General features: G+C 67.0%; 26 protein-coding genes. 10 read left to right on the forward strand and 16 right to left on the reverse strand.

The window, feature by feature from the left end; all coding sequences use genetic code 11:
- Nucleotides 1–31 precede the first annotated feature (31 nt).
- Genes phaC through ACX9OW_RS07055 form a run of 3 tightly spaced genes read right to left on the reverse strand, consistent with a single transcriptional unit; the run spans nt 32 to nt 2,837 of the window.
- Nucleotides 32–1,105, reverse strand: a complete 1,074-nt coding sequence (phaC, locus tag ACX9OW_RS07045) for a class III poly(R)-hydroxyalkanoic acid synthase subunit PhaC (RefSeq protein WP_459062111.1) — start codon at nt 1,103–1,105, stop codon at nt 32–34.
- A gap of 3 nt (nt 1,106–1,108) precedes the next feature.
- Nucleotides 1,109–2,200, reverse strand: coding sequence for a class III poly(R)-hydroxyalkanoic acid synthase subunit PhaE (gene phaE, locus ACX9OW_RS07050; protein WP_164153103.1), 1,092 nt, complete (start codon nt 2,198–2,200; stop codon nt 1,109–1,111).
- Nucleotides 2,201–2,222: 22 nt separating this feature from the next.
- On the reverse strand, nt 2,223–2,837 hold the full coding sequence (locus ACX9OW_RS07055) for a CDP-alcohol phosphatidyltransferase family protein (RefSeq protein ID WP_053517884.1): 615 nt from the start codon (nt 2,835–2,837) through the stop codon (nt 2,223–2,225).
- A gap of 343 nt (nt 2,838–3,180) precedes the next feature.
- On the opposite strand from ACX9OW_RS07055, the gene ACX9OW_RS07060 reads away from it, so the two are divergent.
- Nucleotides 3,181–3,831: a class I SAM-dependent methyltransferase gene (locus tag ACX9OW_RS07060; RefSeq protein ID WP_053517883.1), complete on the forward strand. Its 651-nt coding sequence runs from the start codon at nt 3,181–3,183 to the stop codon at nt 3,829–3,831.
- Nucleotides 3,832–3,929: 98 nt separating this feature from the next.
- Here the strand turns inward: ACX9OW_RS07060 and ACX9OW_RS07065 are convergent, their stop codons facing one another.
- The 5 genes from ACX9OW_RS07065 to ppsR form a co-directional block, all read right to left on the reverse strand.
- Nucleotides 3,930–5,291 carry an MATE family efflux transporter gene (locus ACX9OW_RS07065; RefSeq protein WP_459062112.1) on the reverse strand — a complete coding sequence of 454 codons (1,362 nt, stop codon included), beginning with the start codon at nt 5,289–5,291 and terminating at the stop codon, nt 3,930–3,932.
- Between the two features lie 115 nt (nt 5,292–5,406).
- A complete protein-coding gene (locus tag ACX9OW_RS07070) occupies nt 5,407–6,039 on the reverse strand; it encodes a DUF2239 family protein (protein ID WP_111187038.1) in 633 nt (210 codons plus the stop codon).
- Between the two features lie 93 nt (nt 6,040–6,132).
- Nucleotides 6,133–6,621, reverse strand: coding sequence for an NUDIX hydrolase (locus tag ACX9OW_RS07075; protein ID WP_053517878.1), 489 nt, complete (start codon nt 6,619–6,621; stop codon nt 6,133–6,135).
- A 40-nt stretch (nt 6,622–6,661) separates the two neighbouring features.
- On the reverse strand, nt 6,662–7,174 hold the full coding sequence (locus ACX9OW_RS07080; RefSeq protein WP_053517876.1) for a DUF1249 domain-containing protein: 513 nt from the start codon (nt 7,172–7,174) through the stop codon (nt 6,662–6,664).
- A gap of 177 nt (nt 7,175–7,351) precedes the next feature.
- Nucleotides 7,352–8,173, reverse strand: coding sequence for a posphoenolpyruvate synthetase regulatory kinase/phosphorylase PpsR (gene ppsR, locus ACX9OW_RS07085; RefSeq protein ID WP_053517875.1), 822 nt, complete (start codon nt 8,171–8,173; stop codon nt 7,352–7,354).
- Between the two features lie 145 nt (nt 8,174–8,318).
- Between ppsR and ppsA the strand changes: the two genes are divergently transcribed.
- Together ppsA and ACX9OW_RS07095 are read left to right on the forward strand one after the other, a co-directional pair.
- Nucleotides 8,319–10,697 carry a phosphoenolpyruvate synthase gene (gene ppsA, locus ACX9OW_RS07090; protein ID WP_346475620.1) on the forward strand — a complete coding sequence of 793 codons (2,379 nt, stop codon included), beginning with the start codon at nt 8,319–8,321 and terminating at the stop codon, nt 10,695–10,697.
- 151 nt (nt 10,698–10,848) lie between these two features.
- The gene (locus ACX9OW_RS07095; RefSeq protein ID WP_193396694.1) at nt 10,849–11,742 is read left to right on the forward strand and encodes a mechanosensitive ion channel family protein; all 894 of its coding nucleotides are present in this window, start codon (nt 10,849–10,851) and stop codon (nt 11,740–11,742) included.
- 105 nt (nt 11,743–11,847) lie between these two features.
- Here the strand turns inward: ACX9OW_RS07095 and ACX9OW_RS07100 are convergent, their stop codons facing one another.
- The 4 genes from ACX9OW_RS07100 to tadA all read right to left on the reverse strand — a co-directional run bounded on the left by ACX9OW_RS07100 (nt 11,848) and on the right by tadA (nt 15,243).
- A complete protein-coding gene (locus tag ACX9OW_RS07100; protein WP_459062113.1) occupies nt 11,848–12,963 on the reverse strand; it encodes an alkene reductase in 1,116 nt (371 codons plus the stop codon).
- 170 nt (nt 12,964–13,133) lie between these two features.
- Entirely contained in the window at nt 13,134–14,006 is an 873-nt protein-coding gene (locus tag ACX9OW_RS07105; RefSeq protein WP_053517871.1) for an EcsC family protein, read from the reverse strand.
- A 64-nt stretch (nt 14,007–14,070) separates the two neighbouring features.
- Nucleotides 14,071–14,643 carry an oligoribonuclease gene (gene orn / locus ACX9OW_RS07110; protein ID WP_053517870.1) on the reverse strand — a complete coding sequence of 191 codons (573 nt, stop codon included), beginning with the start codon at nt 14,641–14,643 and terminating at the stop codon, nt 14,071–14,073.
- A gap of 75 nt (nt 14,644–14,718) precedes the next feature.
- Nucleotides 14,719–15,243, reverse strand: coding sequence for a tRNA adenosine(34) deaminase TadA (tadA, locus tag ACX9OW_RS07115; RefSeq protein WP_053517868.1), 525 nt, complete (start codon nt 15,241–15,243; stop codon nt 14,719–14,721).
- Between the two features lie 111 nt (nt 15,244–15,354).
- On the opposite strand from tadA, the gene ACX9OW_RS07120 reads away from it, so the two are divergent.
- Nucleotides 15,355–15,792 (forward strand): acetyltransferase, encoded by a 438-nt coding sequence (locus tag ACX9OW_RS07120; protein ID WP_253119950.1) that lies wholly within the window; start codon nt 15,355–15,357, stop codon nt 15,790–15,792.
- A 10-nt stretch (nt 15,793–15,802) separates the two neighbouring features.
- Here ACX9OW_RS07120 and ACX9OW_RS07125 read toward each other — a convergent pair whose 3' ends face one another.
- Entirely contained in the window at nt 15,803–16,309 is a 507-nt protein-coding gene (locus ACX9OW_RS07125; protein WP_065175327.1) for a GNAT family N-acetyltransferase, read from the reverse strand.
- Between the two features lie 307 nt (nt 16,310–16,616).
- On the opposite strand from ACX9OW_RS07125, the gene ACX9OW_RS07130 reads away from it, so the two are divergent.
- From ACX9OW_RS07130 to ACX9OW_RS07155, 6 genes are all read left to right on the forward strand, one after another.
- Nucleotides 16,617–17,828: an MFS transporter gene (locus tag ACX9OW_RS07130; RefSeq protein ID WP_277380827.1), complete on the forward strand. Its 1,212-nt coding sequence runs from the start codon at nt 16,617–16,619 to the stop codon at nt 17,826–17,828.
- Nucleotides 17,829–17,964: 136 nt separating this feature from the next.
- Entirely contained in the window at nt 17,965–18,234 is a 270-nt protein-coding gene (locus ACX9OW_RS07135) for a hypothetical protein (protein WP_053517866.1), read from the forward strand.
- Nucleotides 18,235–18,363: 129 nt separating this feature from the next.
- Complete coding sequence (locus ACX9OW_RS07140; RefSeq protein ID WP_053517864.1) at nt 18,364–18,618, forward strand: hypothetical protein; 255 nt, start codon at nt 18,364–18,366, stop codon at nt 18,616–18,618.
- Nucleotides 18,619–18,724: 106 nt separating this feature from the next.
- Nucleotides 18,725–18,964, forward strand: coding sequence for a hypothetical protein (locus ACX9OW_RS07145; RefSeq protein WP_053517863.1), 240 nt, complete (start codon nt 18,725–18,727; stop codon nt 18,962–18,964).
- A 4-nt stretch (nt 18,965–18,968) separates the two neighbouring features.
- Nucleotides 18,969–19,154 (forward strand): hypothetical protein, encoded by a 186-nt coding sequence (locus ACX9OW_RS07150; protein WP_111187042.1) that lies wholly within the window; start codon nt 18,969–18,971, stop codon nt 19,152–19,154.
- Between the two features lie 89 nt (nt 19,155–19,243).
- A complete protein-coding gene (locus ACX9OW_RS07155; RefSeq protein WP_459062114.1) occupies nt 19,244–20,947 on the forward strand; it encodes an ATP-binding protein in 1,704 nt (567 codons plus the stop codon).
- Between the two features lie 282 nt (nt 20,948–21,229).
- Here the strand turns inward: ACX9OW_RS07155 and ACX9OW_RS07160 are convergent, their stop codons facing one another.
- From ACX9OW_RS07160 to ACX9OW_RS07170, 3 genes are read right to left on the reverse strand one after another with little or no spacing between them, the layout of a single operon-like run.
- Nucleotides 21,230–22,027 (reverse strand): hypothetical protein, encoded by a 798-nt coding sequence (locus ACX9OW_RS07160; RefSeq protein WP_459062115.1) that lies wholly within the window; start codon nt 22,025–22,027, stop codon nt 21,230–21,232.
- A gap of 10 nt (nt 22,028–22,037) precedes the next feature.
- Complete coding sequence (locus ACX9OW_RS07165) at nt 22,038–24,005, reverse strand: hypothetical protein (protein ID WP_459062116.1); 1,968 nt, start codon at nt 24,003–24,005, stop codon at nt 22,038–22,040.
- A gap of 6 nt (nt 24,006–24,011) precedes the next feature.
- Nucleotides 24,012–24,203: a hypothetical protein gene (locus tag ACX9OW_RS07170; RefSeq protein WP_459062117.1), complete on the reverse strand. Its 192-nt coding sequence runs from the start codon at nt 24,201–24,203 to the stop codon at nt 24,012–24,014.
- Nucleotides 24,204–24,253 lie beyond the last annotated feature (50 nt).

The raw sequence follows: 24,253 nt of genomic DNA on the forward strand, positions 1-24,253 counted from the left end.
CTTGGCTCCAGCCCGTCCAGAGCGCCTGAGACTAGCCCTTCCCGTCCCGGGCCTTCAACCAGCCATCAATCGTAGCTGGCACTTCGCGCTGCGCCCGTCCGGACACGTAGATTCCAATATGCCCCCCGTGGAAACTGGACTCGGTGTAGTCCTCCGTGCCCAGGCGCCCCCGCATCGCGCGCGACGCATCCGGTGGCACCAGATGGTCTTGCTCGGCATAGATGTTCAGCACGGGCAGGGTCACCTGCGACAGATCCACGGCTTCCTCGCCGATCCGCACCGTACCGTTCACCAGCGCGTTGTCCTGGTAGAACTGCTTGATGAAGTCGCGGAACGCCTCGCCCGCCAGATCCGGCGAATCGAAGATCCATTTCTCCATGCGCAGGAAATCCTCCAGCGCGGCCTTGTCATCGAGGATGTCCAGCAGGCCCACGTACTTCTGCACGTTCAGGCGGAACGGCTTGAGCATCAGGTAACTGGCATTCATCAGGTCGGCCGGGATGTTGCCCAGCGTGTCCACCAGCAGGTCCACGTCCACCTGCCGCGCCCAGTGCGAGAGCATGTTGTCGGCGGTGTGGAAATCAACGGGCGTCACCATGGTGATCAGCTTGCCCAGCTTCTGCCGGCGCAGCGCCGCATAGCACAGCGCGAACACACCGCCCTGGCAGATGCCGAGCAGGTCCACCGGGCCGCCGCTGCGCGCGCGCAGGGCATCCACCGCGCCCTCGATGTAGCGCAGCAGGTAGTCCTCCAGCGTCTGGAACCGTTCGGATCGATCCGGGTAGCCCCAGTCCAGCACGTACACGTCCTGCCCCAGTGCCAGCAGCTTCTGCACCAGCGAGCGATCGGCCTGCAGGTCAACCATGTAGGGGCGGTTGACCAGTGCGTAGACGATCAGCAGCGGCGTCCGCCGGGTCGGTGCCTGTTCGCCGACGAAGCGATAGAGCACCACCTTGCCATCACGCCAGACTTCCTCGCGGGCGGTCACCCCGTAATCGACATCTTCCACCTGCGGCAGCAGCTTCAGCCCTTCCATCAGCTTGCGCTGCATGGCCAGGGTCTCCTGCATCAGGTCATCGGCATTGAAGCCCAGAGGTCCCTTCATCGGTCATGTTTTCCGCGAGGAAGTACGGGATGTCGCCTTCCTGGCTGGCGCACGCTTTGCAGCAGCCTTCTTGACTGCAGCCTTCTTGACTGCAGCCTTCGGCGCTGGCGCCGCCTTCTTCGCGGCCGCCCTGCGAGTGCCAGGCTTCACCCTGGCCGGGGCCGGCTGTGCGGCCGGATCCACCGTCGCCGTACCCGCCAGCACCGTCACCTGCGCCTGCAGGCGACGCAGGCTGCGCTCCAGCTCGGCAATGCGACGGTGCGCGGCATCCATTTCGGAACGGGTCGGCAGGCCGATCCGCTCGCTTACCTGCTCCACTTCGCGCTGCAGCCCAGCGCGCAGGCGCATCTGTGCGTTGCCGAGGTCGGCATAGACCTGCTGGAACGGCTCGGACAGGGCCACCTTGGCGTAAGCCTCTTCGGCCGCCTCGATCCACAGGTCGAACATCGCCCGCGCGCTGGTCAACTGGCTGCCGGGCTGCTCATGCTGGGCCAGCCGCTGCTCGAACAGCTCGAAGGCCTCGTCCAGCGCCTGCCGGATCTGTTCGACATAGGCGCGTGACTGCTGCTGGTAATCCTCCTGCGCGCGCAGCAGGGCCTGCCAGCGCGCCTGGTGTTCACGGCCGGGACCGAAGGCGGGGCTCTGCAGCCACGGGCCCGCCTGCAGCTGCCATTGCTGCAGCCAGTTGGCGAACTCCGGCAACGAACCGCCGGCCTGGGTGCTGCCGCGCGCGCCCTGCAGCATCCATTGCAGCAGGCCATCCCCCTGGCCCTGCACTGCCTCACGCCAGGCCTGTGCCACTTCTGCGCTGCTGGCATCGCGACCGGCGAAGCGGCTGGCGACCTCCTGCATCGTGCCGTACCAGCTGCCCGCCTGCTCGCGGAACCGGCGCACCGCGTCCTCCGGCGCACCCGGCCCCTGCTCGGGCAGCATCTGGCTCCAGCCGTCAAACAGGCGCTGCCAGCTGCCGGCATCGCCGCTGCCCGGCGCACCGGCGGCGGAGGCATGGCGCAGGGCATCGCCCCAAGCCCCGAAATACTGCCGGGCCAGAGTCTCGAAATCGCTGCTGCCGGCGTCATGGGCCGAACTGGTCATCGCAGGCCTCCGCAGGATGCCGTCATGGCTTGGGAATACGCAGGGTCTTGCTGATCATCAGCGACCCGGACAGGGCGAACAGCAGCACCATCGGATGCAACTGCCACGGACCCAGCTGCCATTGGCCAAGCCAGATGTCCGGGCCGATCGCGTCGGTACCCGCCGCGATCGCCAGCACGATCACCAGCACCAGGCTGGTCGGGATCGGGGTGCCCTCGAAGAACTTCACCTTGCCCTCGTCGCCGGCCAGCGCCTCGGCAGTCACGTTGTAGCGGGCCAGGCGGCTGACGCCACAGCAGACGAAGTAGCTCAACACCAGCCAGTCCCACCCGCCCTGCATGCCACAGGCATAGGCCAGCGCGGCCGGGGCCACGCCGAAGGAGATCACGTCGGACAGCGAATCCAGCTCGCGGCCCAGCGTCGAACTGGATTTGCGCCAGCGCGCGATGCGGCCGTCCAGCGCGTCGAAGATGAAGGCCAGCGGGATCAACGCCATGCCGAACAGCAGGTAGCCACGCTCGCCATCCTGCAGGAAGCGCATGGCGGCGAACACCGCGCCGGTGCCGCAGAAGGCGTTGGCCAGGGTGAACCAGTCCGCCAGCTGGAACTCGCGCAGCATCGAGAAGTGACGTTTCATGAAGTCTCACGGGGCATCAAGGACCACAGGTTACCGCGAGCGCAGCCGCTGGCGACAGCACGGCCCGCGTTCCCCCTTCACCGGTCGCTCACGCATCGTCACCAACGGTGAATTTTTCGCCACCCATCTTGACAGCCTAGGGGGGTGGCGCCTGTCGAGGCTTATCCACAAAGTTGCCCACGCGTAATCCACACCCCCTGTGGACAACCCGTTCTCACCGACTGCGACGGTGGACATTTGCTCATCACTTCTGGCGGGGTTTCCGCCCTTCCCAAGCCGGCTCTCTGGCGCTATGGTCAGCGGCGGACCCGCCGTCGCCACGTCCTGATCCCCTCACCGGACGATGCCGATGCTGGACGCAGCCACCCTGGCTGCTCAACTGCGGATGCCCCATGGCGACCACGCCCTGGACGTGGCCGACGCGATGAACCGCAGCAATGGCGGGCTCAACCAGGCCGCCATCCGCCTGCTCGCGACCGCTGCAGGCGAGAGCGTGCTGGAAATCGGCCCGGGCAATGGCGCGTTCGCGCCCCTGCTGCTGCAAGCGGCCAACAGCCGCTACCTCGGTATCGAACTGTCCACCGCCATGGTTGCGGCCGGCAACCAGCGACTGGCCTCGACCGGCCTGGGTGATCGCGCGGAACTGCGCCATGGCGACGCCCACGCCCTGCCCGTCACCGATGCCTGCATGGACGCGGCGCTGAGCGTAAACACCCTCTACTTCTGGCCGAACCTGGCGCCGGTGCTGGACGAACTGGCGCGGGTGCTGCGCCCTGGCGGCCGCCTGTGCCTGGCGTTCGGCGATGCCACTTTCATGCGCGGTCTGCCGTTTGCCTCGACCTTCCACCTGCACGAACTGGAGGCGGTGGAACGCGCGCTGCGGATCTCGGGCTTCCGTGTTTCGGCCTGGCGGGCACACCGTGAAACCGCGGAAGGCAACGATGGCCAGCAGCGCGAGAAGCACTTCCATCTGCTGCTGGCGCACCGGCAGTGATCGTTTTCCGTCGGGGATGGCCCGGCGCTACCTCAAGGATGCCGGCCCGGTAGCGCCGGGCCATGCCCGGCGGGCGCAGCGGCCAGGCGCCCAGGCGCTCAGCGGGCAATCCGGCGCCGCCAACCAGCGAAGCAGAACAGCTGCAGCACCAGCATCATCACCAGTCCCAGCGGCCAGGCCCACCACAGTCCCGCCAGGCCATGCCGCGCATGCAGCCAGGCCGCCAGCGGCAGTTCCAGCAGCACGATGGCCGCCATTCCGAGCAGCGCCGGCCACACGACCGTGCCGCTGCCGCGCATCACGCCCACCAGCACCGAGGCGCCGCCCATTGCCAGCACGCCCCAGGCCACCGTGCGCAGCTGCTCTGTCGCCAGTGCGCGTACGTCCGGTGCGTCCAGGATCAGGCCGACCAGCCACGGTGCCGACAGCATCACCAGCCCCACCACCGCAGCCAGCAGCCCGCCCCCCAGCCACGCACCGGTGCGGGCGATCGCAGGCAGCCGCGCCACGCGCCCTGCGCCCATCGCGTGCGCAGCCAGTACAGTGGCGGTGATGCCCAGCGACATCGCCGGCAGCTGCACCCAGCTCATCAGCTGGTTGACCGCGCCATAGGCGGCGGTCGCCAGGTACCCGTGCCGGTTGATCCAGCCCAGCAGTACGATTTCGGCAACGGCCAGGCTGAGCATCTGCAGCGACGACGGCACCCCGATCCGCAACATTGATCGCGCCGTGCCCGCATCCACGCGCACCGCGCGCAGCAGATCACGATCGGGTGCCAGCGGATGCCCCTGTCGGCGCCAGCGCCACGACAGCCAGGCCAACGCCAGCGTGGAAGCCAGCACCGCGGAGAATGCGGCGCTGGCTGCTCCCATCCTCGGCAGGCCTGCAGCACCGACGATCAGCAAGGGTGTACACAGCAGGCCGATCAAGGTGGCGATCAGCAACGCGTGCAGCGGCGAAATCGCATCGCCCACCGCGCGGCTGACCGACGTTGCCAGCCAGAGCAGGAAGATCACCGGCACGCCGCTCAGCACGATGCGCGCGTAGGCGATGGCCTCACCCAGGATCGGCGCCGGTGTGCCGAGCGCCTGCAGCAGCTGCGGTGCGAACAGGTTGCCGACCACCATCACCAGCAACGACACCGCCAGCATCAGCGCGACCGCCGTTCCGGCGACCCGCCGCACCCGCACCACATCACCGCAGCCCCACGCCTGCCCGATCAGCACCGTGGCGCCCGTAGCCAGGCCCATTGCCAGGGCCAGCAACAGGAAGAACATCGGAAACACCGCTGCCGCCGCGGCCACCGCATGTGCACCGAGCAGGTGGCCGAGGTAGATGTTGTCGAGCGTCCCGGAGGCCAGCTGCAGGGCGTTGGTCAACAGCATCGGCAGCAACAACCCGAGATAGGCGCGCCACAGGGGGGGCGCCACAGGCGCTGCGGACAGTGATGGGGGATTCATTGGCATTCCATGGGCAAGGCGTTGCCCTGCCCGGCCAAGGGGCCAGCAGGAGACGCAGGTGGGAGGAGTAACGGCCCGCGGTCAGCGCGGCCGCTTGCATGTGCGGGGCGGCAGGTCAGTCGTCGGTGCTGCCGGCAGGTTCGTCGAAGGCCAGACGCAAAGCGTGGCTGCGTACGTCGACAGGCCAGCTTTCCAGCACAGCCTGCAGGCGCGCGCGGTCGTGCGCGAACAGCGCACGCGTGGCTTCCTCGAAGCCGGGCAGATCGCCGCCGATGGTCTGCAGGAAGTGATACGCGCGCTCGGCGTTGCGGCGCTGCCGGTCCAGATCGGCACCGGCCCGGCTGGCCGCTTCCACCAGCCGCCGCAGCGCCACCGAGGCGCCGCCCGGCTGTCCGGCCAACCAGGTCCAATGACGCGGCAGCAGCGTGACCTCGCGCGCGACCACACCCAGTTTCGGTCGCCCGCGCCCGCGCGCCACCACCGGCTCATCGGTGGCCGCCGTCTGCACATCGGCGTCCGCGCGTGATGCCGGGAAGGCCTGGGCGATACGCACCAGCAGCTGCGCGACGCTGCCACGCGTGTCGAAATCCCGGGTCAGGCCGGTGGCGTTGTCGAACACCAGCAGCGGGCCGGCAGCCGCATCGGCACGCAGCTGCCTGAGCGCCAGCGCGGCGACGTCCGGCGTACCGGAAGCGACAAGTCGATGACCGTCGAAGCAGCTGAACGGCGGAAGGGGAGCATTGGACATGGCACGGGCACCGGGTCGATGCGGAAATATTACCCGGGCAATTTTATGGCGTCAATATCACCCGGGTATTAATCCGCACTGCCTCGACGCGGCTCACAGCCGGCTGAACGACCAGCTCTGCATGCGTCCGTCCTTGTACGGCATCACCCCGTGGAATGGACGCGGATCCGCGTCGAACACCAGCGGCAGGAAATTGCGGTCGCCCTCCCACATCGGCAGCGTGTCGAGCTTGTCCAGGTCCACCCACTCCAGCGTGCCCTCATGGTTACCGCCGTGCGGGCTGCCTTCAAAGCCGTCGATCACGAACACGAACCCGAACCAGTCCTCACCGTGCTTGCCGAAACCCGGCCAGCTGATGGTGCCGCGCAGACGCATCGAGGTACACGCGATGCCAGCCTCCTCTGCGATTTCGCGGCGCATGCCGGCTGCCACGTCCTCGCTCGGCTCGATCTTGCCCCCCAGGCCGTTGTACTTGCCCAGATGGTGGTCGCCGGGGCGGGTATTGCGATGGATCATCAGCACCTGGCGCCCGTCGGGCGAAAGCACATAGCCCAGGGTGGCGACGATCGGGGTATACGGCATGGCGGCATCCGGCGGCAGGTCAGCCCCGGATTATGGCCGATCAGCGCACCAGCGACAGGCGACGCTCGCCATCGGCTGCCGCGCTGCCGTCCGGATCGCGACGCAGGGTGGCCACGCCATGGCCACGCTCGGCCAGGTATTCCAGCCACTTGCCGAGGAAGGTGTTCATCCGCATGCGGTGGCTGATCAGTTCGGCCGGCGGCGGATACAGCCCCATGGTGTCCTGCCAGCGGCGGCCGACGTAGCAATGGGTGGTTTCAGCCTGGCGTGCGTCGCGGTACAGGCGCACATAGGCCGACGGGTCCGGCTCGCCGGTCACCGGGTCGGCCAGGTCGTAGGTCAGGCGCAGTTCGACGGTGTAGCGATGGCACTCGATCACGTCCAGACGCACATCCAGACCATCACCCACCGAAGAGATGTAGCTGCCCGCAACCAGCTCGGCCGGTGCGAACAGGCGCACCAGGTGCCGGTAGTTTTCCGCATACAGGCCCATGAGCCAGCTCAGCCGGCTCAGGCGGGGAATGCGTTCGGTTCGGGGCAAGGCTCGGGCCATGGGTCGATCCTACACGTTGGTGGTTCAACGTGGGGGCGGTTCAAGCCGCAGCCAACCCACCGGCCGCGATCGTCCCTGTCCAGCCACGCGCCGACGGGTAGCGCTGGGGCATGCCCGGCGAGCACGCAGCGCAGCCATCCAGCGTGGCCCGGCATCGCCGGCGCCGCCGGGAGAGGATCAGTACATTTCGCGCTGCAGCCCCAGCGTGCCCAGCACCTTGCTGGAGATTTCCTCGATGGAGGTGTGCGTGGTGCTCAGGGTCGGAATCCTCTCCATGCGGAACATGGTCTCGGCCGCAGCCACTTCGCGCCGGCAGGTTTCCAGATTGGCGTAGCGCGAGTTCGGCCGGCGCTCCTGGCGGATCTGCTGCAGCCTGTCCGGGTCGATGGTCAGGCCGAACAGCTTCCGCCGGTAGTTGCGCAGCCGCGCAGGCAGGCGGTCGCTTTCCAGGTCTTCATCGGTCAGCGGGTAGTTGGCTGCGCGCACCCCGTAGTGCAGGGCCAGGTAGATGCAGGTCGGGGTCTTGCCGGCCCGCGACACCGCCACCAGGATCACGTCGGCATCGTCGTAGTTCACCGCGATGCCGTCGTCGTGGGTCAAGGCGAAGTTCATCGCATTGATGCGGCGGTGGTAGGTGTCGAAATCGACCATGCCGTGGGCCTGGCCGACCCGGGCCAAGCGCGGGCTGGACAGTTCCCGCTCCAGCGGCTCGATGAACGGCGCGAACACGTCCAGCATCAGCGCCCCGCTGTCTGCCAGGATCAGGCTCAGGCTCTGGTCCACGCAGGAGTTCACCACGATCGGCCGGACCTGGTAGCGCTCCCCCGCCGCCTGGATCCGGGCACAGGCTTCACGGGCCTTTTCGGGGTCATCGACGAACGACATGCGATCGGTAATGAAGCTGAACCCGGAGAACTGGGTCAGCAGGCTATGTCCAATGGTTTCAGCGGTGATACCGGTTCCATCGGAAACATAGAACACCGGGCGGATGGTCGACATGCGCGCTTTTACCCCCTACGAAGCCTAAAAAGGCCGCCAGCACAAGCTTGTGCCGACGGTACTCTGCCCGGCATCATATCGGCTTCTTCCTACGGACGCGGCCATTACAGCCCGCCTCGGGCGATGGCCAAACGGAGCATCGCGCTTGAACGAGAACATCCTGTGGTTGCACGAACTGCGTCTGGCCGACCTGGCCCGCGTAGGCGGCAAGAATTCGTCGCTGGGCGAGATGATCGGCAATCTGGCCGGTCTGGGCGTGTCGGTGCCAGGCGGTTATGCCACCACCGCTGAAGCCTTCAAGGACTTCATCGCGCACAACGATCTGTCCAAGCGCATCTTCGACAAGCTGGCCACGCTGGACGTCGAGGACGTTACCGCGCTGACCGCGGCCGGCAAGGAAATCCGTGGCTGGGTCATCGACGCTCCGCTGCAGCCGCAGCTGGACCAGGACATCCGGACCGCGTACGCCAAGCTGAGCGCCGAGAACGGCGGCGGCGACGTGGCCGTGGCGGTGCGCTCTTCGGCCACCGCCGAAGACCTGCCGGATGCCTCGTTTGCCGGCCAGCAGGAAACCTTCCTCAACGTCACCGGTGCCGACGATGTCGTGCACAAGGTCAAGGAAGTGTTCGCTTCGCTGTACAACGACCGCGCCATCGCCTACCGCGTACACCACGGCTTCAAGCATGAGGACGTGTTCCTGTCCGCCGGCGTGCAGCTGATGGTGCGCTCGGGCGTAGGTTCCTCCGGCGTGCTGTTCACCCTGGATACCGAATCGGGCTTCCGCGACGTGGTGTTCGTCACCTCGTCCTTCGGCCTGGGCGAAATGGTCGTGCAGGGCGCGGTCAACCCGGACGAGTACTACGTCTACAAGCCCACCCTGCAGGCCGGCAAGCCGGCGATCCTGCGCCGCTCGCTCGGCAGCAAGGCGATCCGCATGGTGTATTCGGACGTTCCCGGCGAGCGCGTCAGGATCGAGGACACTCCGGCCGAACTGCGCAACACCTTCTCGATCAGCGACGAGGACGTGCAGGAACTGGCCAAGCAGGCGCTGGTGATCGAAAAGCACTACGGCCGCCCGATGGATATCGAGTGGGCCAAGGACGGTGTCAGCGGCAAGCTGTTCATCGTGCAGGCGCGCCCGGAGACGGTGAAGTCGCGCAGCCACGCCACCCAGATCGAGCGCTTCGCGCTGACCGAAAAGGGCGGCAACGTGCTGGCTGAAGGCCGTGCCGTAGGCGCCAAGATCGGTTCGGGCGTGGCCCGCGTGGTGAAGACGCTGGACGACATGAACCGCGTGCAGCCGGGCGACGTGCTGATTGCCGACATGACCGATCCCGATTGGGAGCCGGTGATGAAGCGCGCTTCGGCCATCGTCACCAACCGCGGTGGCCGTACCTGCCACGCCGCGATCATCGCCCGCGAGCTGGGCGTACCGGCCGTGGTCGGCTCGGGCAACGCCACCAAGGTCATCGAAGACGGCCAGCTGGTCACCGTCAGCTGCGCTGAAGGCGATACCGGCTTCATCTACGAAGGCAAGCTCGGCTTTGAGCGCACCACCACCGATCTGGGCAACATGCCGCCGGCTCCGCTGAAGATCATGATGAACGTGGCGAACCCGGAACGTGCCTTCGACTTCGGCCAGCTGCCGAACGCCGGCATCGGCCTGGCGCGCCTGGAAATGATCATCGCCAGCCACATCGGCATCCACCCGAACGCGCTGCTGGAGTACGACCGCCAGGACGCGGCAACGAAGAAGAAGATCGACGAGAAGATCGCCGGCTATGGCGACCCGGTCAGCTTCTACGTGGACCGACTGGCCGAGGGCATCGCCACCCTCACCGCGTCGGTCGCGCCGAACCCGGTGATCGTGCGCCTGTCGGATTTCAAGTCCAACGAGTACGCCAACCTGATCGGCGGCAGCAACTACGAGCCGCACGAAGAGAACCCGATGATCGGCTTCCGCGGCGCCAGCCGTTATGTCGATCCGAGCTTCTCGGCCGCCTTCGCGCTGGAGTGCAAGGCCGTACTGCGCGTGCGCAACGAAATGGGCCTGGACAACCTGTGGGTCATGATTCCGTTCGTGCGCACCCTGGAAGAAGGCCGCAAGGTGGTGGAAGTCCTCGCCCAGAACGGCCTGAAGCAGGGCGAGAACGGCCTGAAGATCATCATGATGTGCGAAGTGCCGTCCAACGCACTGCTCGCCGATGAGTTCCTGGAGATCTTCGACGGCTTCTCGATCGGCTCCAACGACCTGACCCAGCTCAGCCTGGGCCTGGACCGCGACTCGTCGATCGTCGCCCACCTGTTCGACGAACGTAACCCGGCCGTCAAGAAACTGCTGTCGATGGCGATCAAGTCGGCACGGGCCAAGGGCAAGTACGTCGGCATCTGTGGCCAAGGCCCGTCCGATCACCCGGACCTGGCCGAATGGCTGATGCAGGAAGGCATTGAATCGGTGTCGCTGAACCCGGACACCGTGGTCGATACCTGGCTGCGCCTGGCCAAGCTGAAGGCCAGCGCATGATGCGTTGAAGGCTGCAGGCTGACGTCGTTTTCATCGACGTATGCCCATACTGCTGCTGCATGCAAGCCCCGCCTCTGCGGGGCTTGCTGTTTCTGGCGTGCGCGCACGCCCTGCCCTAGGCAGCCCACTTCCGCAGCAGAGGACCACCCGCATGATCGCCGCCGCACCCGCTACGCCCGCCACGTCCTCCTGGTTCCACACCTTGAACTGGGAGCGACTGCTGGAAACCTATGGCGTGCCCCTGCTGGCCGCCATCGTGGTCCTGCTGGTCGGCCTGTGGGTGGCACGCCGCCTGTCCAACGCAATGCCGCGCGCGACCGCGCGAATGGGCGCCGACCCGATGCTGGGCAGCTTCCTGCGCAACGTGGTGTATGCGGCGTCGCTGGTGATCGTGGTGGTGCTGGCCATCGGCACGCTGGGCGTAAAGATCACCCCGCTGCTGGCCGTGCTCGGTACTGCAGGCCTGGCCGTCGGCCTGGCGCTGAAGGATTCGCTGTCCAACATCGCTTCAGGCGTGATGCTGGTGACCCTGCGCCCGTTCCGCGTGGGTGATGTGGTGACGGTCGCCGGCCAGACCGGCACGGTACGCGAAGTGCGCATTTTCCAGACCGTCATCACCGGCGCTGACAACCAGCACACCACCATTCCGAACACCCTGATCACCGCGGCGCCGATCATCAACCTCACGGCCGAACCGACCCGTCGCGTCGAGCTGGTGATCGGCATCGGCTACGACGACGACATCCAGCTGGCGCGCGATACCGCCCTCGCGCTGATGAAGGCCGACCCGCGCGTACTTCAGACGCCGGTGCCGGACGTGGTGGTCTACGAGCTGGGCGCGCACGCGATCAATCTGGGCATCCGCTGCTATGTGAAGTCGGCCGACTGGTTCGGCACGAAGGTGACGCTGCTCGAGCAGATCAAGCTGGGCTACGACAAGGCTGGTATCAACATTCCTTACCCGCAGCAGGACATGCATCTGTACCTGCACGGCAAGGACGGTGGCGTGGTCGAGGCCGACGCGCTGGTGCGCGACACGCCCTGACCGCCGCGCCTCATCCCGCGCTGCGCGCTCGCCGGGCATGGCCCGGCGTTACCTGCTCAAACGGTCGGCACGGGTAGCGCCGGGCCATGCCCGGCGGATGCGGAATCAGGCAGCGACGCTCTCTTCCAGCGTCGGGTAATCGGTGAAGCCCGCCACCCCGCCTCCGAAGAACGTCGCGCGGTCCGGCAGGTTCAGTTCCGAACCTTGACGCAGCCGCTCCGGCAGGTCCGGGTTGGCGATGAAGGGCCGGCCGAAACCAATCAGGTCGGCCCAGCCTTCGGCCAGTGCCTGCTCGGCGCGCTCGGCGGTGTACTTGCCGGCGTAGATCAGTGTTCCCGGATAGACCATGCGCAGCGCCTGCTTGAACGCCAGCGGCATCGGTGGTGCGTCGTCCCAGTCGGCTTCGGCGATGTGCAGGTAGCCCACGCCCAGCCCACCCAGCAGATGCGCGGCCGCCAGATAGGTGGCCTGCGGCGTATCGTCCACCGCCCCCTGCAGCGTGGTCAGCGGCGCCAGGCGCACCCCCACCCGGTCGCCGCCCGCCACCTCGACCACCGCCCGCGTCACCTCACGCAGGAAGCGCAGCCGGTTCTGCAGCGCGCCACCATAGCCATCGGTGCGCTGGTTGGCCTGCGAATCGATGAACTGGTTGATGAGATAGCCATTGGCCCCATGCAGCTCGACCCCGTCGAAGCCCGCCGCCAGTGCATTGCGTGCCGCCCGTGCGTAGTCCTCGACGATGCCAGGAATCTTGTCCTCGCGCAGGGCGCGCGGCATCGAGTGCTGGATCATCTCGCCGACGCCGGCCTCCGGGCCGGCACCGGTCGGGTCAACGAACACCTTCACGCCTTCGGCCAGCAGTGCCGACGACGACACCGGCGCCTCACCGTTCGGCTGCAGGGCAACATGCGAAACGCGGCCCACGTGCCACAGCTGCGCATAGATGCGTCCGCCCGCCGCGTGTACCGCATCGGTGACCTGGCGCCAGCCCTGTACCTGTTGCGGACTGTGGATGCCCGGCGTCCAGGCATAGCCCTGGCCCTGCGGGCTGATCTGGGTGCCTTCGCTGATGATCAGGCCGGCGCCGGCACGTTGCGCGTAGTACGCCGCCATTTCGGCGGTGGCAACATTGCCATGGGCCGCACGCGAACGGGTCATCGGCGGCATCACGATGCGGTTGGGCAGGGTCAGTGCGCCCAGGCGGTGGGGAGTGAACAGCATGTCGGCCATCTCTTGCGGGGGAGTGCCGCAAAGAATGGGGATGGCGCCCGCCGGGCAACAGGCACGGACTGGCAAAACAGTTGTTCCGCCGGGGCAATGATAGGCTCGCCCGAGGTCTCGCCCGGGGTCAGATCCCTTTGCACGGCAAAGGGATCTGACCCCGACACCGGTTACAGCGTCGGCTCGATCAGGGCGCCGCCATGCGCCACGCGGTCATAGCAGGTGCGCACTACATCCTCACCGTACTTGCGCTCCAGCCGGCGCACGATGAAATGCCCGCGTGCCATGTCCTGGTAGTAGTCGGTGAACATGGTGTTGAGCGTGGCGCCGGCGGCAGCACCCACGATGGGGACCGCCTGCGCGGCGAACTTCTCGGTCACCACCACACCGAAACGCGCGGCGACCTTCTCCACCAGCTTGGCCAACAGCTTGCCGGCCTCCTTCGGGGCCACGCCCAGGGTGAGGTCGCGGCCGGTCACCACGCGGCCGGCCAGCTCGGCCGACAGGTGGCGCATCACATCGGTGGTGAAGCCGCGGGCCAGGTAGTAGCCCGTCTCGCTGGCGTCGTCGCGCGGCGAATTGCCGCCCAGCGCGAACACCTCCAGACAGGCCTGGCGGGTGCTGAACTCGGACAGGTCGAAGCCTTCGCTGCGCGCCACATCGGCCACGGCGCGCATCATGATGGTGGTCGACACCGGCAGTTCGATGAACAACGCGGCAAAACCGAAGGCACCGCCGACCGCGCCGGACGTTGCGGCAGCCACCTTGTGCCAGCGGGTGGATGCGCCCTTGCCGGGTGAATTGTCCATGCTCCACAGCGCCGCCTGCGCGGATTTCGACAGCGCCGCCTGCACCGCGCCGTGGATGCGGCTGGACACCGACGTCGGCAGGGCCTTCACTGCGAACTCCAGCGGCGTGCCGACCAGGTTGGCCATGCGCGCGGTCAGGGTCGGCGCCTCCAGCAGTGCCACCGCCCGTTGCAGGTCGGACCAGTCGCGGGCGTCGTGGGCGATATCGCGCGGCAGCAGGATCGGCTCGTTCATGGGCCGATAGTAGCGCCACGCGGTTGAACGATGGGTAGCGCCGGGCCATGCCCGGCGTCGTCGTTCAGGCAGTCGGCAACCCCGAAAGCGCGCCCATGAACCGGCGGTAGTGGCGCAGCTCGTTGATCGAATCATGCACGTCGCTGAGTGCGGTATGGCTGCTGTTCTTGCCGACGCCAGCGGCCACGCCCGGCGCCCAGCGCCTGGCCAGTTCCTTCACCGTGGACACATCCAGGTTGCGGTAGTGGAAGTACTTCTCCAGGCGCGGCATCTGCCGGTGCAGGAAGCGGCGATCCTGGCAGATCGAATTGCCGCACATCGGCGACAGGCCAGCCGGAATCCACTCCGCCAGGAAATTCACCGTCTGCGCCTCGGCCTGGGCAAGGGTCACGCTGCTGTCCAGAACGCGCTGCCACAGGCCGGAACGACGATGCTGGTTGCGGTTCCACTCGTCCATCGCCTCCAGCGTCTCCAGCGGATGATGGATGGCGAACTCTGGGCCTTCGGCCAGCACGTTGAGCTGGGCATCGGTCACTACGGTGGCGATCTCGATGATCGAATCGTTGTCGGTATCCAACCCGGTCATTTCCAGGTCGATCCAGATCAATCGCTCGTTGGCCGCGCCGTTCTCCACCATCGTGTCGTCTCGCTGCAGGGCTGGCCCGCGGGCCGCCGGGAAAGGAAAGGGGCGCCCATCATACCCTTTCGCTGCTCATCCCTCGTCCGCCGGGCCTTCCAGCAACAGGGGCGGCTTGCCGCGCTTGGCGCGGAAGTAGTTGGTCAGCCGCGTGCTCGCCTCCTTGGCCAGCACCCCGCCGTGGATCTCCACGCGGTGGTTGTGGCGCGCGTCGCCCAGCAGGTCGAACACGCTGCCACAGGCACCGGTCTTCGGGTCGCTGGCACCGTAGACCAGCCGCGACACGCGCGCATGCACGATTGCCATCGCGCACATCGCGCAGGGCTCCAGCGTCACGTACAGCGTGCTGCCCAACAGTCGATGGTTGGCCAGCGCCTTGCCGCCGGCACGCATCGCCACGATCTCGGCGTGCGCGCTGGGATCGTGCGAAGCGATATTGAGGTTCCAGCCCTCACCCAGCAGCTGGCCGTCGGCACCGACCAGCACCGCACCGACCGGGATCTCGTCGAACTCGCGCTGCGCGCGTTCGGCCAGCGCCAACGCATGGCGCATCCACTGTTCGTCGGCGTCGTGCACCGGTACACCCGGGGCGTCGGTCATGGCGGTTTCCGTGAGGCGGCGGAGCTCAGGCGCACAGTGTAACGCCGGGCTGCGCAGCGGATGCCAGAATGACGTCATACTGTGCTGCCTGCCCGCTTCACGTTCCCGCCCATGACCACCCTGCGCCCCTCGCGCGCCGATGACGGTGCCGCACTCGTCGACCTGTGGCGCCGCGCCGTCGACGCCACCCATGACTTCCTCAGCCCTGAAGACCGCCTGGCCATCGATGCCGAAGTGGCTGGTTTCCTGCCCCAGGCGCCGACCACCGTGGCCGTGGATGCAGATGATCGTCCTCTGGGCTTCATGTTGATCGACGGGACGCATCTGGAAGCCTTGTTCATCGACCCGGACGTGCGCGGCACCGGCATCGGCCGTCAGCTGCTGCAGCACGCACTGGCCGTGCATCCGCAGCTGAGCACCGACGTCAATGCACAGAATGCGCAGGCAGTGGGGTTCTACCTGCGCATGGGCTTCATCGAGACCGGCCGCTCAGCGCTGGATTCGCAGGGCCGTCCGTATCCGCTGATCCATCTTCGGCACGCCGGCTGAACGCCCGCGATCAGGCGGTCGCTTCGAACGCCCGGGAGTAGCGCACCTCTCCCTGCGCCAGTGGCGGCTGCAGGCACAGCGCCTGGAAATACTCGGCAGGAACGCCCGGCAGCACCAGCCCCGGCTCGGCGCGGAAGCCGAAACGACCGTAGTACGCCGGCTCGCCCAGCAACACGCAGCCTCGCGCGTGCTGCTGGCGAAGGGCCTCGATGGCCGCGCGCATCAATGCGGCACCGATGCCCTGCCCCTGTCGCTCCGGCAGCACCGAGATCGGGCCCAGGCCGTACCAGCCGCTGCTGCCGTCGCTGACGGACACCGGCGAAACAGCGACGTGGCCGATGACTTCTCCGGCCGCGTCGGCCACCAGCGAGATGCTCAGCTCGCCGCGCTCGCGCAGCGCATCAACGATGTACTGCTCGGTGTGACTGCTGTGTCCGGCCGTGGCGAAAGCGGCGGTGGTCAGGGCATGGATGGCGGCGATGTCGGCCGGCGTTTCAGTACGGATGGAAAGTGTCATGGAGCACCTTGAGCTAGGCCACGCACCGGCCCGGAGACCGTCGCGACAGGGAACGAAGGGTGTAACAACCGTGCATCCGCGATTGTCCAACCGCGGAGGTCTCGCGGAAGACAGCGATGCAGCTGCCTGGGCAGGCACCCGCACGGTGCTCTGCTCCGCTATGGAGATGTTCATGGAAATGGAGATCCCGTCAACATGCGGTGCGCAGCACTACCACTGGCCGGACGCTGATTCTTGGCAGCCGGCGATGACCCCTGTTGCGGTGCAGCAGTACAATAGCCTGCTCCCCCGCCCCCTGCGCCCCCGCATGAGCCCCAATTCCTCCCTGGCCGCGCAGCTGACGCCCCGCCAGCGCACCCTGATCATCCTCGCCCTGTCGCTCGGCGGCTTTGCCATCGGTACCAGCGAGTTCGCCAGCATGGGCCTGATGCTGGAAATCAGTCGTGGCCTGTCGATCACCGAAACACAGGTCGGCCATCTCATCAGCGCCTACGCCATCGGCGTGGTGGTCGGTGCACCGGTCCTGGCGTTCGTCGGCGCCAGCTTCCCGCGCCGTCGCCTGCTGCTGGCGCTGATGGGCTTCTATGCAGTCGGCAATCTGGCCAGCGCGCTGGCACCGAACTACGCCACCATGCTCATCGCGCGCTTCGTCGCGGGCCTTCCGCATGGCGCTTACTTTGGCGTGGCGATGCTGGTAGCGGCGGCGATCAGCCCGGCCGGCCAGCGCGGCCAGGCGATGTCGCGCGTGCTGCTCGGCCTGTCCATCGCCATCCTGATCGGCAACCCGCTCACCACCTGGCTGGGCCAGCAACTGAGCTGGCGTACGGCGTTTGCGCTGGTCACCCTGCTGGCCATTGCCACCGTTGCGATGATCGCGCGCTTCCTGCTGCCCGACCCGGAGGAGGTGCGCACCTCGCCGATGCGCGAGCTGCGCGCCTTCAACACCACGCAGGTATGGCTGGCACTGGCCATCGGTGCGGTCGGATTCGCCGGCATGTTCTGTGTGTTCACCTATCTTGCGCCGACCCTGGTGCAGGTGACCGGGGTTGCCGAATCGTGGATGCCGCTCGCCGTGGGTGTGTTCGGCATCGGCGCCATCATCGGCAACATCGCCGGCGGCTGGCTGGTGGACAGATTCCACTTCAAGGCCGCCGCGCTGGTACTGGCGTGGTCGATCGTGATGCTGCTGCTGTATCCGCTGGCTGCGCAGTCGGTGTGGACCATCGGCCCGATGATCATCACCGTGGGCACCATGGGTGCGCTCGCCGCCGTGCTGCAGACCCGCCTGATGGATGTGGCGGGAGAAGCGCAGACGCTGGCTGCGGCCTCCAACCATGCCGCGTTCAACACCGCCAACGCGCTGGGACCGTGGCTGGGTGGCATGGCCATCAGCGCCGGCTTCAGTCCCGCCACCACCGGCTATGTCGGCGCAGCCACGGCCTTCGGTGGCCTGCTGCTGTGGTGCATCGCGGTGATGCTGGAAAAGAACCGCGCACGCACGGTCGCCCGCAGTCACTGACACTGTCCTCCGGCCGTCCCGCAGCGCCGCACGCGGCAGGCAGGCCTGCGGCGGCGGCCGACGGGACTACACATGGCGTGGATATCCGTTCGGGCAGACTTCGATCAACACCCCCTGGTCGATCGTCCGGACCGCAATGCCTCCCCGCCGTGCCCCTGCCCACCATGACGCGGTCGCCCTGCAGGCCGGCGTGCTGGGCAGTGTGCTGGGTATCGCGCTGTTCAAGGCGTCCGCTCTGTCGGCCATCGCTGCGGGGTCACTGATGACCACCGGACTGTGGCTGCTCACCTGCGTCCTGCTGGCGGCCTGGGCCCTGGCCGCCTGCCTGGCCTGCCTGGCCCTGAGCCGGCGGGTCTTCATGCTGATGCTGGCGCTGTCCGCACTGTTCATGATCTGCGTCGCGTAGCCCGCAGATGCCACAACCGCAGAGTATCGCCACACTTGTTACTGAATAACAAGTGCAGGCAGACCGATTGCGTCGGCACGGGGTCACATTATTGAATCAGGGCACCCCCACTTTCCCAGGATGCCGTCCATGCCTACCTGCTTCGCCCCCGCCGCGCTCCGCGCCTCGGTCTATGCCGTCATGCTTGCCTCGCTCGCTGCCTGCGCCACCTATGACGACACGGCCATGCATTCGGGCTGCCAGGAATCACCGCACCTGAAGGACCTGCCGCCGCAGGTCGCCGCACGCGAAAGCCGCTGCAACAAGAGTCTTGAAGTCTGGTCCAGCGAGCGCAAGGGCGATGACAAGCCACTGGATCTGAGCGGCAAGAAGAAGGAGCTTTGAAGAAAGCTCTGACGGCGGGGTGTCTTGATGCGGCCGATGCACACAGCTGACTGCGCCGTCACGGGTGGCAGGCGAGGATGCGGACGTGTACTACTCGCGAGCGGTTATGTCCCACCCTGTCATCCGCGCTTTCGAAGCCGTCTTCAACCTGTCCGGTGGCGTTGAACGCATCACCGCGCTCACCGTCACCTGCCACCATTGCGCGGAGACCACCTCCGCCAGTGAGGACACATTGCTGCAGCTGCCAGGCGGTGCCCTGTTCCGCTGCGAGCGTTGCGGCTGCCACCAGCCGATCAGCCATGCGCGTGTTTCGGAGTGGCAGCTCCCGTCGCTGCTGGGGGTATGAGGCGATGGAGCTGACCGCAGCGCAGATCAGGATCCTGCAGGACATCGCCGACGCGCAGCCGGTGCGCGGTGACGCTGCGACCTGGGCAGTGAATGCGGGCTTTGCGGTGCAGGCCGAGGATGCGGACATCGACCTGACGCCGGCAGGCCGGCACGCCCTGGCCGGGCAACCAGGCCAGGAGCCAGGCTAGCCGCTGCGGTTGCCCCGACCCATTGGCGATGTGCAGGCCCTGCTGACATCGGTTCGGCTATGCTGCCGCACCTTCCCGCGCCGACGGCCATGCATCCTTTCCCCCTTCCCGTCTCCGCACCCGACCAGCTTGCCTATCGCCTGCTGCAGGACAGCGACTGGGCACGCTCGCCGGCGGCGGCACAGGCGCCCTGCGAGCTGCGCACGCTGCTTGCGATGATCCTCGACTCTCCGGAACCTCTGTGGATCGCCTGGGGCCAGAGCGAAAAGGCATTCTTCTTCAACGATGCCTACCTGCCGATGCTGGGTGACAAGCTGCACGGCGCCATGGGCAACCGCCTGGACGTGGTGTGGTCTGACGTCTGGGCCGATGTGGAGCATGCCATCGATGCGGCGTTCGCGGGCCGCAGCCGCAGCTTCAAGAACCTGCCGCTGATGATGGACCGCGACGGCACGCTGCGCGAGACCTTCTGGACCTTCTCCTATTCGCCTCTGCGCGATGCCAGCGGTGCCGTCGCCGGGATCATCTGCGTGGTCAGCGAGCAGACCGAACGCGTGATCGAGCGCGACCTGCACAGCCGCCAGGTGGCCGCGATCACCGAACAGGCGCGCGAGGCGCACCTGGAACTGGTGCGGGCCCGTGAGCAGCTCAGGCAGTCGCAGAAGCTGGAAGCCATCGGCCAGCTCACCGGAGGCGTCGCGCACGACTTCAACAACCTGCTGCAGGTCATCACCGGCTCGGTGGACATGCTGCTGCATACCTGGCCGGCGGAAGATCCGCGACGCCGCTACGTGCAGGCAATCGGCAATGCGTCGGACCGGGCCACACGGCTGACAGCGCAGCTGCTGGCCTTCTCGCGCCGGCAGAGCCTGTCACCGGAGGTCTTTGACCTGTGCGAGAGCGTGCAGGCCCTGTCGGACATCATCACCACGGTACTGGGGGCACGCATCCAGGTGTCGGTCAACCTGCCTGATCGCCCGCTGCCGGTGCTGCTGGACCGCACACAGCTGGACACCGCGCTGATCAACATCGCCGTCAACGCGCGCGATGCGATCGACGGCCACGGCACGGTCACCATCGACGTCGAGCAGGTTACGGCAGTGCCTTCGGTCCGCTTCGCGGCACCGCTGAAGGGTGACTTCGCCGCCATCAGCGTGACCGATACCGGCTCCGGCATCGACCCGGGCGTGGTGGATCGCATCTTCGAACCCTTCTTCACCACCAAAGGTATTGGTGCCGGCACCGGCCTGGGCCTCAGCCAGGTATTCGGTTTCGTCAAGCAGTCCGAAGGCGAGGTGGACGTGAAGAGCGAGGCTGGCGTCGGGACCCGGTTCACGCTGTATCTGCCGCTCACCGGTTCCAGCGAGACGGTGGCGCGGCCGGCGGCACAGCCGGGCCTGCTGCACGGGCACGGGCTGTGCGTGCTGGTGGTGGAAGACAACGTGGATGTGGCCGAGTTCGCGGTCGGAGCCCTGCGCGAACTCGACTATGAGGTGGTACTGGCCCGCAACGCCAATGAGGCACTTGCCGAACTGGAACAGGACGCCACGCGGTTCCATGTGATGTTCAGCGACGTGGTGATGCCCGGCACCAACGGCCTGGAACTGGCCCGGCACGTGCGCGATCGCTTTCCGGATCTGCCCATCATCCTGACCAGCGGCTACAGCGAGTTGCTGGCACGCGACCCCGGCCACGGCTTCACCCTACTGCGCAAGCCCTACTCGCTCAAGCAGCTCGCCGTCGTGATGACCGAGGCCGCGGGCCGGAGGGAGGTTGCGACGATACGGGCGTAACGTCCTCCGCACGTGCCCAGATGTCCATCGCGCCATCAGGGAATAGGCACAGCATCACTGCAAATGCTAATCTTTCTCATTTGCGGTTGCCAATCCCCTCCCATGACCCTATTCCCGCTCCGCCGCCGCGCTGTAAGCGGACAGTCACTCTGCGAAATCGGGACACGGGGTTTGCAGAATCCCCAGCTCCGGCCAGTCAAGGGCGGATCGTCCCTGTAAGCCCCTTTCCCTGAGCGTTCGATAGCCCCTCAAACAGGGTTAGAACCCCGCCTCAAGCGGGGCTCAAATCGGGGGGAGCTCATCGGCCACCCACCCGCCGCTGCGGAACTGGTTGCCGCCAGCGTGCCCAGCGGACCCGGCCACCACCGTGCCATACAGTGCCGTCCGATGGAGCTCCTCCGTGTCCAGGGCGCCATCCTTTCCCCAACGCGGCACCAGCGACATCCGCGCGCCACCTGCGGCCGCCATGGCCAGTCGCTCCCAGTCCATCCCGCCCCCCAGGCCGCCCTGGCGGGCGACCTGCAGGCGGTCGGTCTGAGGGGTAAAGCGGAGGCGCCGGTACGTGCGCCGAGCCACCACGTTGACGCCTGCGCCCAGGGTGCGCTCGACAATGCTGGGATCGATGCGTTCAGTCTCTGAACCGGGCTCAATGGGTAGGTCCACAGCCTGGTGGGCGAACAGCTCGCCCACGTCCAGGCCCGCCACCCCAATCTCCACCTGGATACCCACGAGGGCCACAGTGCCCGCTGGAAGCACCCACCAGGCCGCGCGGCTGCCGTCCACCAGTTCGATCACCTTTTGCGTGAGCGAGGTGCCGCCGAGGGCTTGGCCATACGTAGCGTCACCAGCCTTGCGCCCAGTGAGCTTGAGGGAGGTGCCGACCGGGCAGGACAGGCCGAGCATGCCAACGACACGGACGCCAGCGGCCGCTGGCCAGGTCAACCGCAGGCGGACGGGCGACGTACCACCGCTGAGCCGAGCAATGCTTGTGGGCCGCCCATCGGCCAAGGCGACGGGGTTTGCGACAGTGGCGCCATCAACGGCAGCGGTCACGCCTGCAGGGGAGAATCCGATAAGCATGTGGCAGTCCTTATGCGCCCCAGAATTTAAGGGTCTGTTCGCCAGTGATGGGGTTGCTGGTCACCGCCGTGACGATCACCTTTCGACCGGCTGCGAGGCCATAGCGCGGGTAGCGGATGCGCCCGACCTGGCCCGGTCGCAGCTGCAGGTCAGGCCGCGCGGTCATCCGGCCGGCGTAGAAGTTGCGAGGCACTGCATAGAGCTTCACGACACGATCAATCTCCGCCTGAGCGTCAGCGCGGCTATCGAAACATGACTCCACCGCTGGCGCGGCCTCCGCGTGCTGGTAGCAGGCAGGCAGGTCCCCGGTGGCGTAGACCTGGCCACGGTGGCTGGCAGACAGTTCCTTGCGGATGCTGGGCGGCACCTGATCCAGGCCAGTGGCCATGTCGCCGTCAGCCAGGACTACCGCGTTGGGCCGATAGCCCATGCGTCGGGTGAGGCCGGGGGCCAGATCCGGCATCACAACCAGCGGAGCGGCGAGCTCGACCAGGTCGAGCTCGAATGCCAGGTTCGCATCGGCAACGCTCTCAGGGTCGATCAATCGCGCCAAGCGCAACACGCCATCCCCATCCTGCCACCAGTCGGCGCAGTAGCTGCCCAGGATCGCGGCCAAGGCCTCGCGCGGCGTGCTATTGCCGTCCGCAAAGTAGCCCACTCCGGCATAGCCCGTAGCCTGATCGATGGCGACCGCGTCGGCGCTCTGCCATGCGGCTTTCCCAATACGGCCGAACACGTCTGACAGCGCCTGTTGAAGCGTTGCCGGCCGGTCCGCGCCGATGGTCGAGACGTCAGCTGTCAGCGGCCCAAGAGGTGGCGACTGCAGGGAGAGCTGCTGTCCACCAGCAACCAGGCTGTACGCGGTGCCGGCAACCAGCTCCACTGCGCGGTCACGGACACTCATCACTGATTGCAGGCGCGAATCGCAGATCCATTGCAGCGAACCATCACTGTTTACCGCCGTGGTCGGCACGCTTCGCACCAGCCCGATCACCACGGGCTGCGGCTGCCAGGCAATGCTCTCGCCGTGGGTCGGGAGAAATACGGCCCTGCTCAGCGGCTCATCCAGGTCACTGTGCGCGTCCTTGAACGTCAAGCGCTTGTAACTGTCGTCTTCGACCTCGATCCGATCCAGCACATAGCGAGCGACTGGCACCGCACCGGCCATCGACTGGCCCTGCTCGACCTGGCGCACCGTGACTGGAACGTCACGAATAGCGGACAGCGCAGCGGCATCCAGCATCCCTGCGGCGTCCTGCACGCGGACCTGAGCGCTGCCGGCACGCGACTCGTTGCTCCACATCCAGAACGAAACTGCGCTGATCGTACTCAGGCCCTCAGTGGCGATGATCCCAGCGAACGCAGTGTTCGCTGGCGAGTCGCTGGCAGCGCTCATGTAGTCCTCACTTGCGACGCGGATCGTGGGGATCGGATCGGCAGCTTGGGCCCATCCCACGAGTGCGGCCGGACTGAGCCCTTGCCACTGGCCAGCGTTCACGACACAGCGCAGGCCGCGCGCTTTGGTAGCAGCGATGGACACAGCAAAGTAGTACGGGCCACCCGCTGAGACATCGACGCTGGCCACCAGCTGGCCGTCACGATAGAACTGGGCCTGCGCAGGCGTGCCAGGCAGCACGCGCACCCCCAGCGCCTCACCCTTGAGCGGGATTGGCAGGCCGCTGGCAATCACAGCGCCGTTGCGAACCACTTGGCCGGTGTGCAGCTTCCAGCCGACTCCATTGGACGCACCCAACTCGGAGGACAGCGGCGCAGCGGCGTTGCAGAGGCCGATGATCGCAGTGAGAGGATCGTCGCCCCACAGCATGAACTCAGCGCCGGCAGGGCCGGCAAGCGGAAAGGTGCTCCTGGCGATGCGGGCCAGAACAACCGCCCCCGGTGAGGCCACGGTCAAGCCGCCATCCTCTACCAGCAGGCCAGCACCGAGCGGAGACGCCGCCCAACGGCCGAAGGTACGCACGACGGGTCAAGCCTCCTGGGGAATTTCAGTGGTCTCAAAGCGGTAGACCGCACCGACTTTCAGCGCGGACGCGTCGGCTGTATCGACTGTGATGTTGATCTGCGGCATGTTCGGCTGATTGACCGGGCGGAACTGCAGCATCACACCGGGCTGGTCGGCAGACTCGGTGCGGAGGTAGAGGCGAGCATCAAAGCGCATGGGTGTTTCCTTTCGGTGGATGAGCGGCATATCCCGGCCGCTCGAACGGG

The organism is Stenotrophomonas genospecies 5 (assembly GCF_054473825.1).

Bases quoted from the DNA above. Each gene is read 5' to 3' on its own strand.
- ACX9OW_RS07060 (WP_053517883.1), top strand. From the start codon at position 3,181: ATGCCGATGCTGGACGCAGCCACCCTGGCTGCTCAACTGCGGATGCCC.
- ACX9OW_RS07160 (WP_459062115.1), bottom strand. From the start codon at position 22,027: ATGCTTATCGGATTCTCCCCTGCAGGCGTGACCGCTGCCGTTGATGGC.
- ACX9OW_RS07140 (WP_053517864.1), top strand. From the start codon at position 18,364: ATGCCTACCTGCTTCGCCCCCGCCGCGCTCCGCGCCTCGGTCTATGCC.
- ACX9OW_RS07070 (WP_111187038.1), bottom strand. From the start codon at position 6,039: ATGTCCAATGCTCCCCTTCCGCCGTTCAGCTGCTTCGACGGTCATCGA.
- ACX9OW_RS07105 (WP_053517871.1), bottom strand. From the start codon at position 14,006: ATGAACGAGCCGATCCTGCTGCCGCGCGATATCGCCCACGACGCCCGC.
- ACX9OW_RS07170 (WP_459062117.1), bottom strand. From the start codon at position 24,203: ATGCGCTTTGATGCTCGCCTCTACCTCCGCACCGAGTCTGCCGACCAG.
- orn (WP_053517870.1), bottom strand. From the start codon at position 14,643: ATGGTGGAGAACGGCGCGGCCAACGAGCGATTGATCTGGATCGACCTG.
- ACX9OW_RS07100 (WP_459062113.1), bottom strand. From the start codon at position 12,963: ATGCTGTTCACTCCCCACCGCCTGGGCGCACTGACCCTGCCCAACCGC.
- phaC (WP_459062111.1), bottom strand. From the start codon at position 1,105: ATGAAGGGACCTCTGGGCTTCAATGCCGATGACCTGATGCAGGAGACC.
- ACX9OW_RS07075 (WP_053517878.1), bottom strand. From the start codon at position 6,621: ATGCCGTATACCCCGATCGTCGCCACCCTGGGCTATGTGCTTTCGCCC.
- ACX9OW_RS07125 (WP_065175327.1), bottom strand. From the start codon at position 16,309: ATGACACTTTCCATCCGTACTGAAACGCCGGCCGACATCGCCGCCATC.
- ACX9OW_RS07120 (WP_253119950.1), top strand. From the start codon at position 15,355: ATGACCACCCTGCGCCCCTCGCGCGCCGATGACGGTGCCGCACTCGTC.
- ACX9OW_RS07080 (WP_053517876.1), bottom strand. From the start codon at position 7,174: ATGGCCCGAGCCTTGCCCCGAACCGAACGCATTCCCCGCCTGAGCCGG.
- ACX9OW_RS07135 (WP_053517866.1), top strand. From the start codon at position 17,965: ATGCCTCCCCGCCGTGCCCCTGCCCACCATGACGCGGTCGCCCTGCAG.
- tadA (WP_053517868.1), bottom strand. From the start codon at position 15,243: ATGACCGACGCCCCGGGTGTACCGGTGCACGACGCCGACGAACAGTGG.
- ACX9OW_RS07065 (WP_459062112.1), bottom strand. From the start codon at position 5,291: ATGAATCCCCCATCACTGTCCGCAGCGCCTGTGGCGCCCCCCCTGTGG.
- ACX9OW_RS07155 (WP_459062114.1), top strand. From the start codon at position 19,244: ATGCATCCTTTCCCCCTTCCCGTCTCCGCACCCGACCAGCTTGCCTAT.
- ACX9OW_RS07055 (WP_053517884.1), bottom strand. From the start codon at position 2,837: ATGAAACGTCACTTCTCGATGCTGCGCGAGTTCCAGCTGGCGGACTGG.
- ACX9OW_RS07150 (WP_111187042.1), top strand. From the start codon at position 18,969: ATGGAGCTGACCGCAGCGCAGATCAGGATCCTGCAGGACATCGCCGAC.
- ACX9OW_RS07095 (WP_193396694.1), top strand. From the start codon at position 10,849: ATGATCGCCGCCGCACCCGCTACGCCCGCCACGTCCTCCTGGTTCCAC.
- ACX9OW_RS07130 (WP_277380827.1), top strand. From the start codon at position 16,617: ATGAGCCCCAATTCCTCCCTGGCCGCGCAGCTGACGCCCCGCCAGCGC.
- ACX9OW_RS07145 (WP_053517863.1), top strand. From the start codon at position 18,725: ATGTCCCACCCTGTCATCCGCGCTTTCGAAGCCGTCTTCAACCTGTCC.
- ppsR (WP_053517875.1), bottom strand. From the start codon at position 8,173: ATGTCGACCATCCGCCCGGTGTTCTATGTTTCCGATGGAACCGGTATC.
- phaE (WP_164153103.1), bottom strand. From the start codon at position 2,200: ATGACCAGTTCGGCCCATGACGCCGGCAGCAGCGATTTCGAGACTCTG.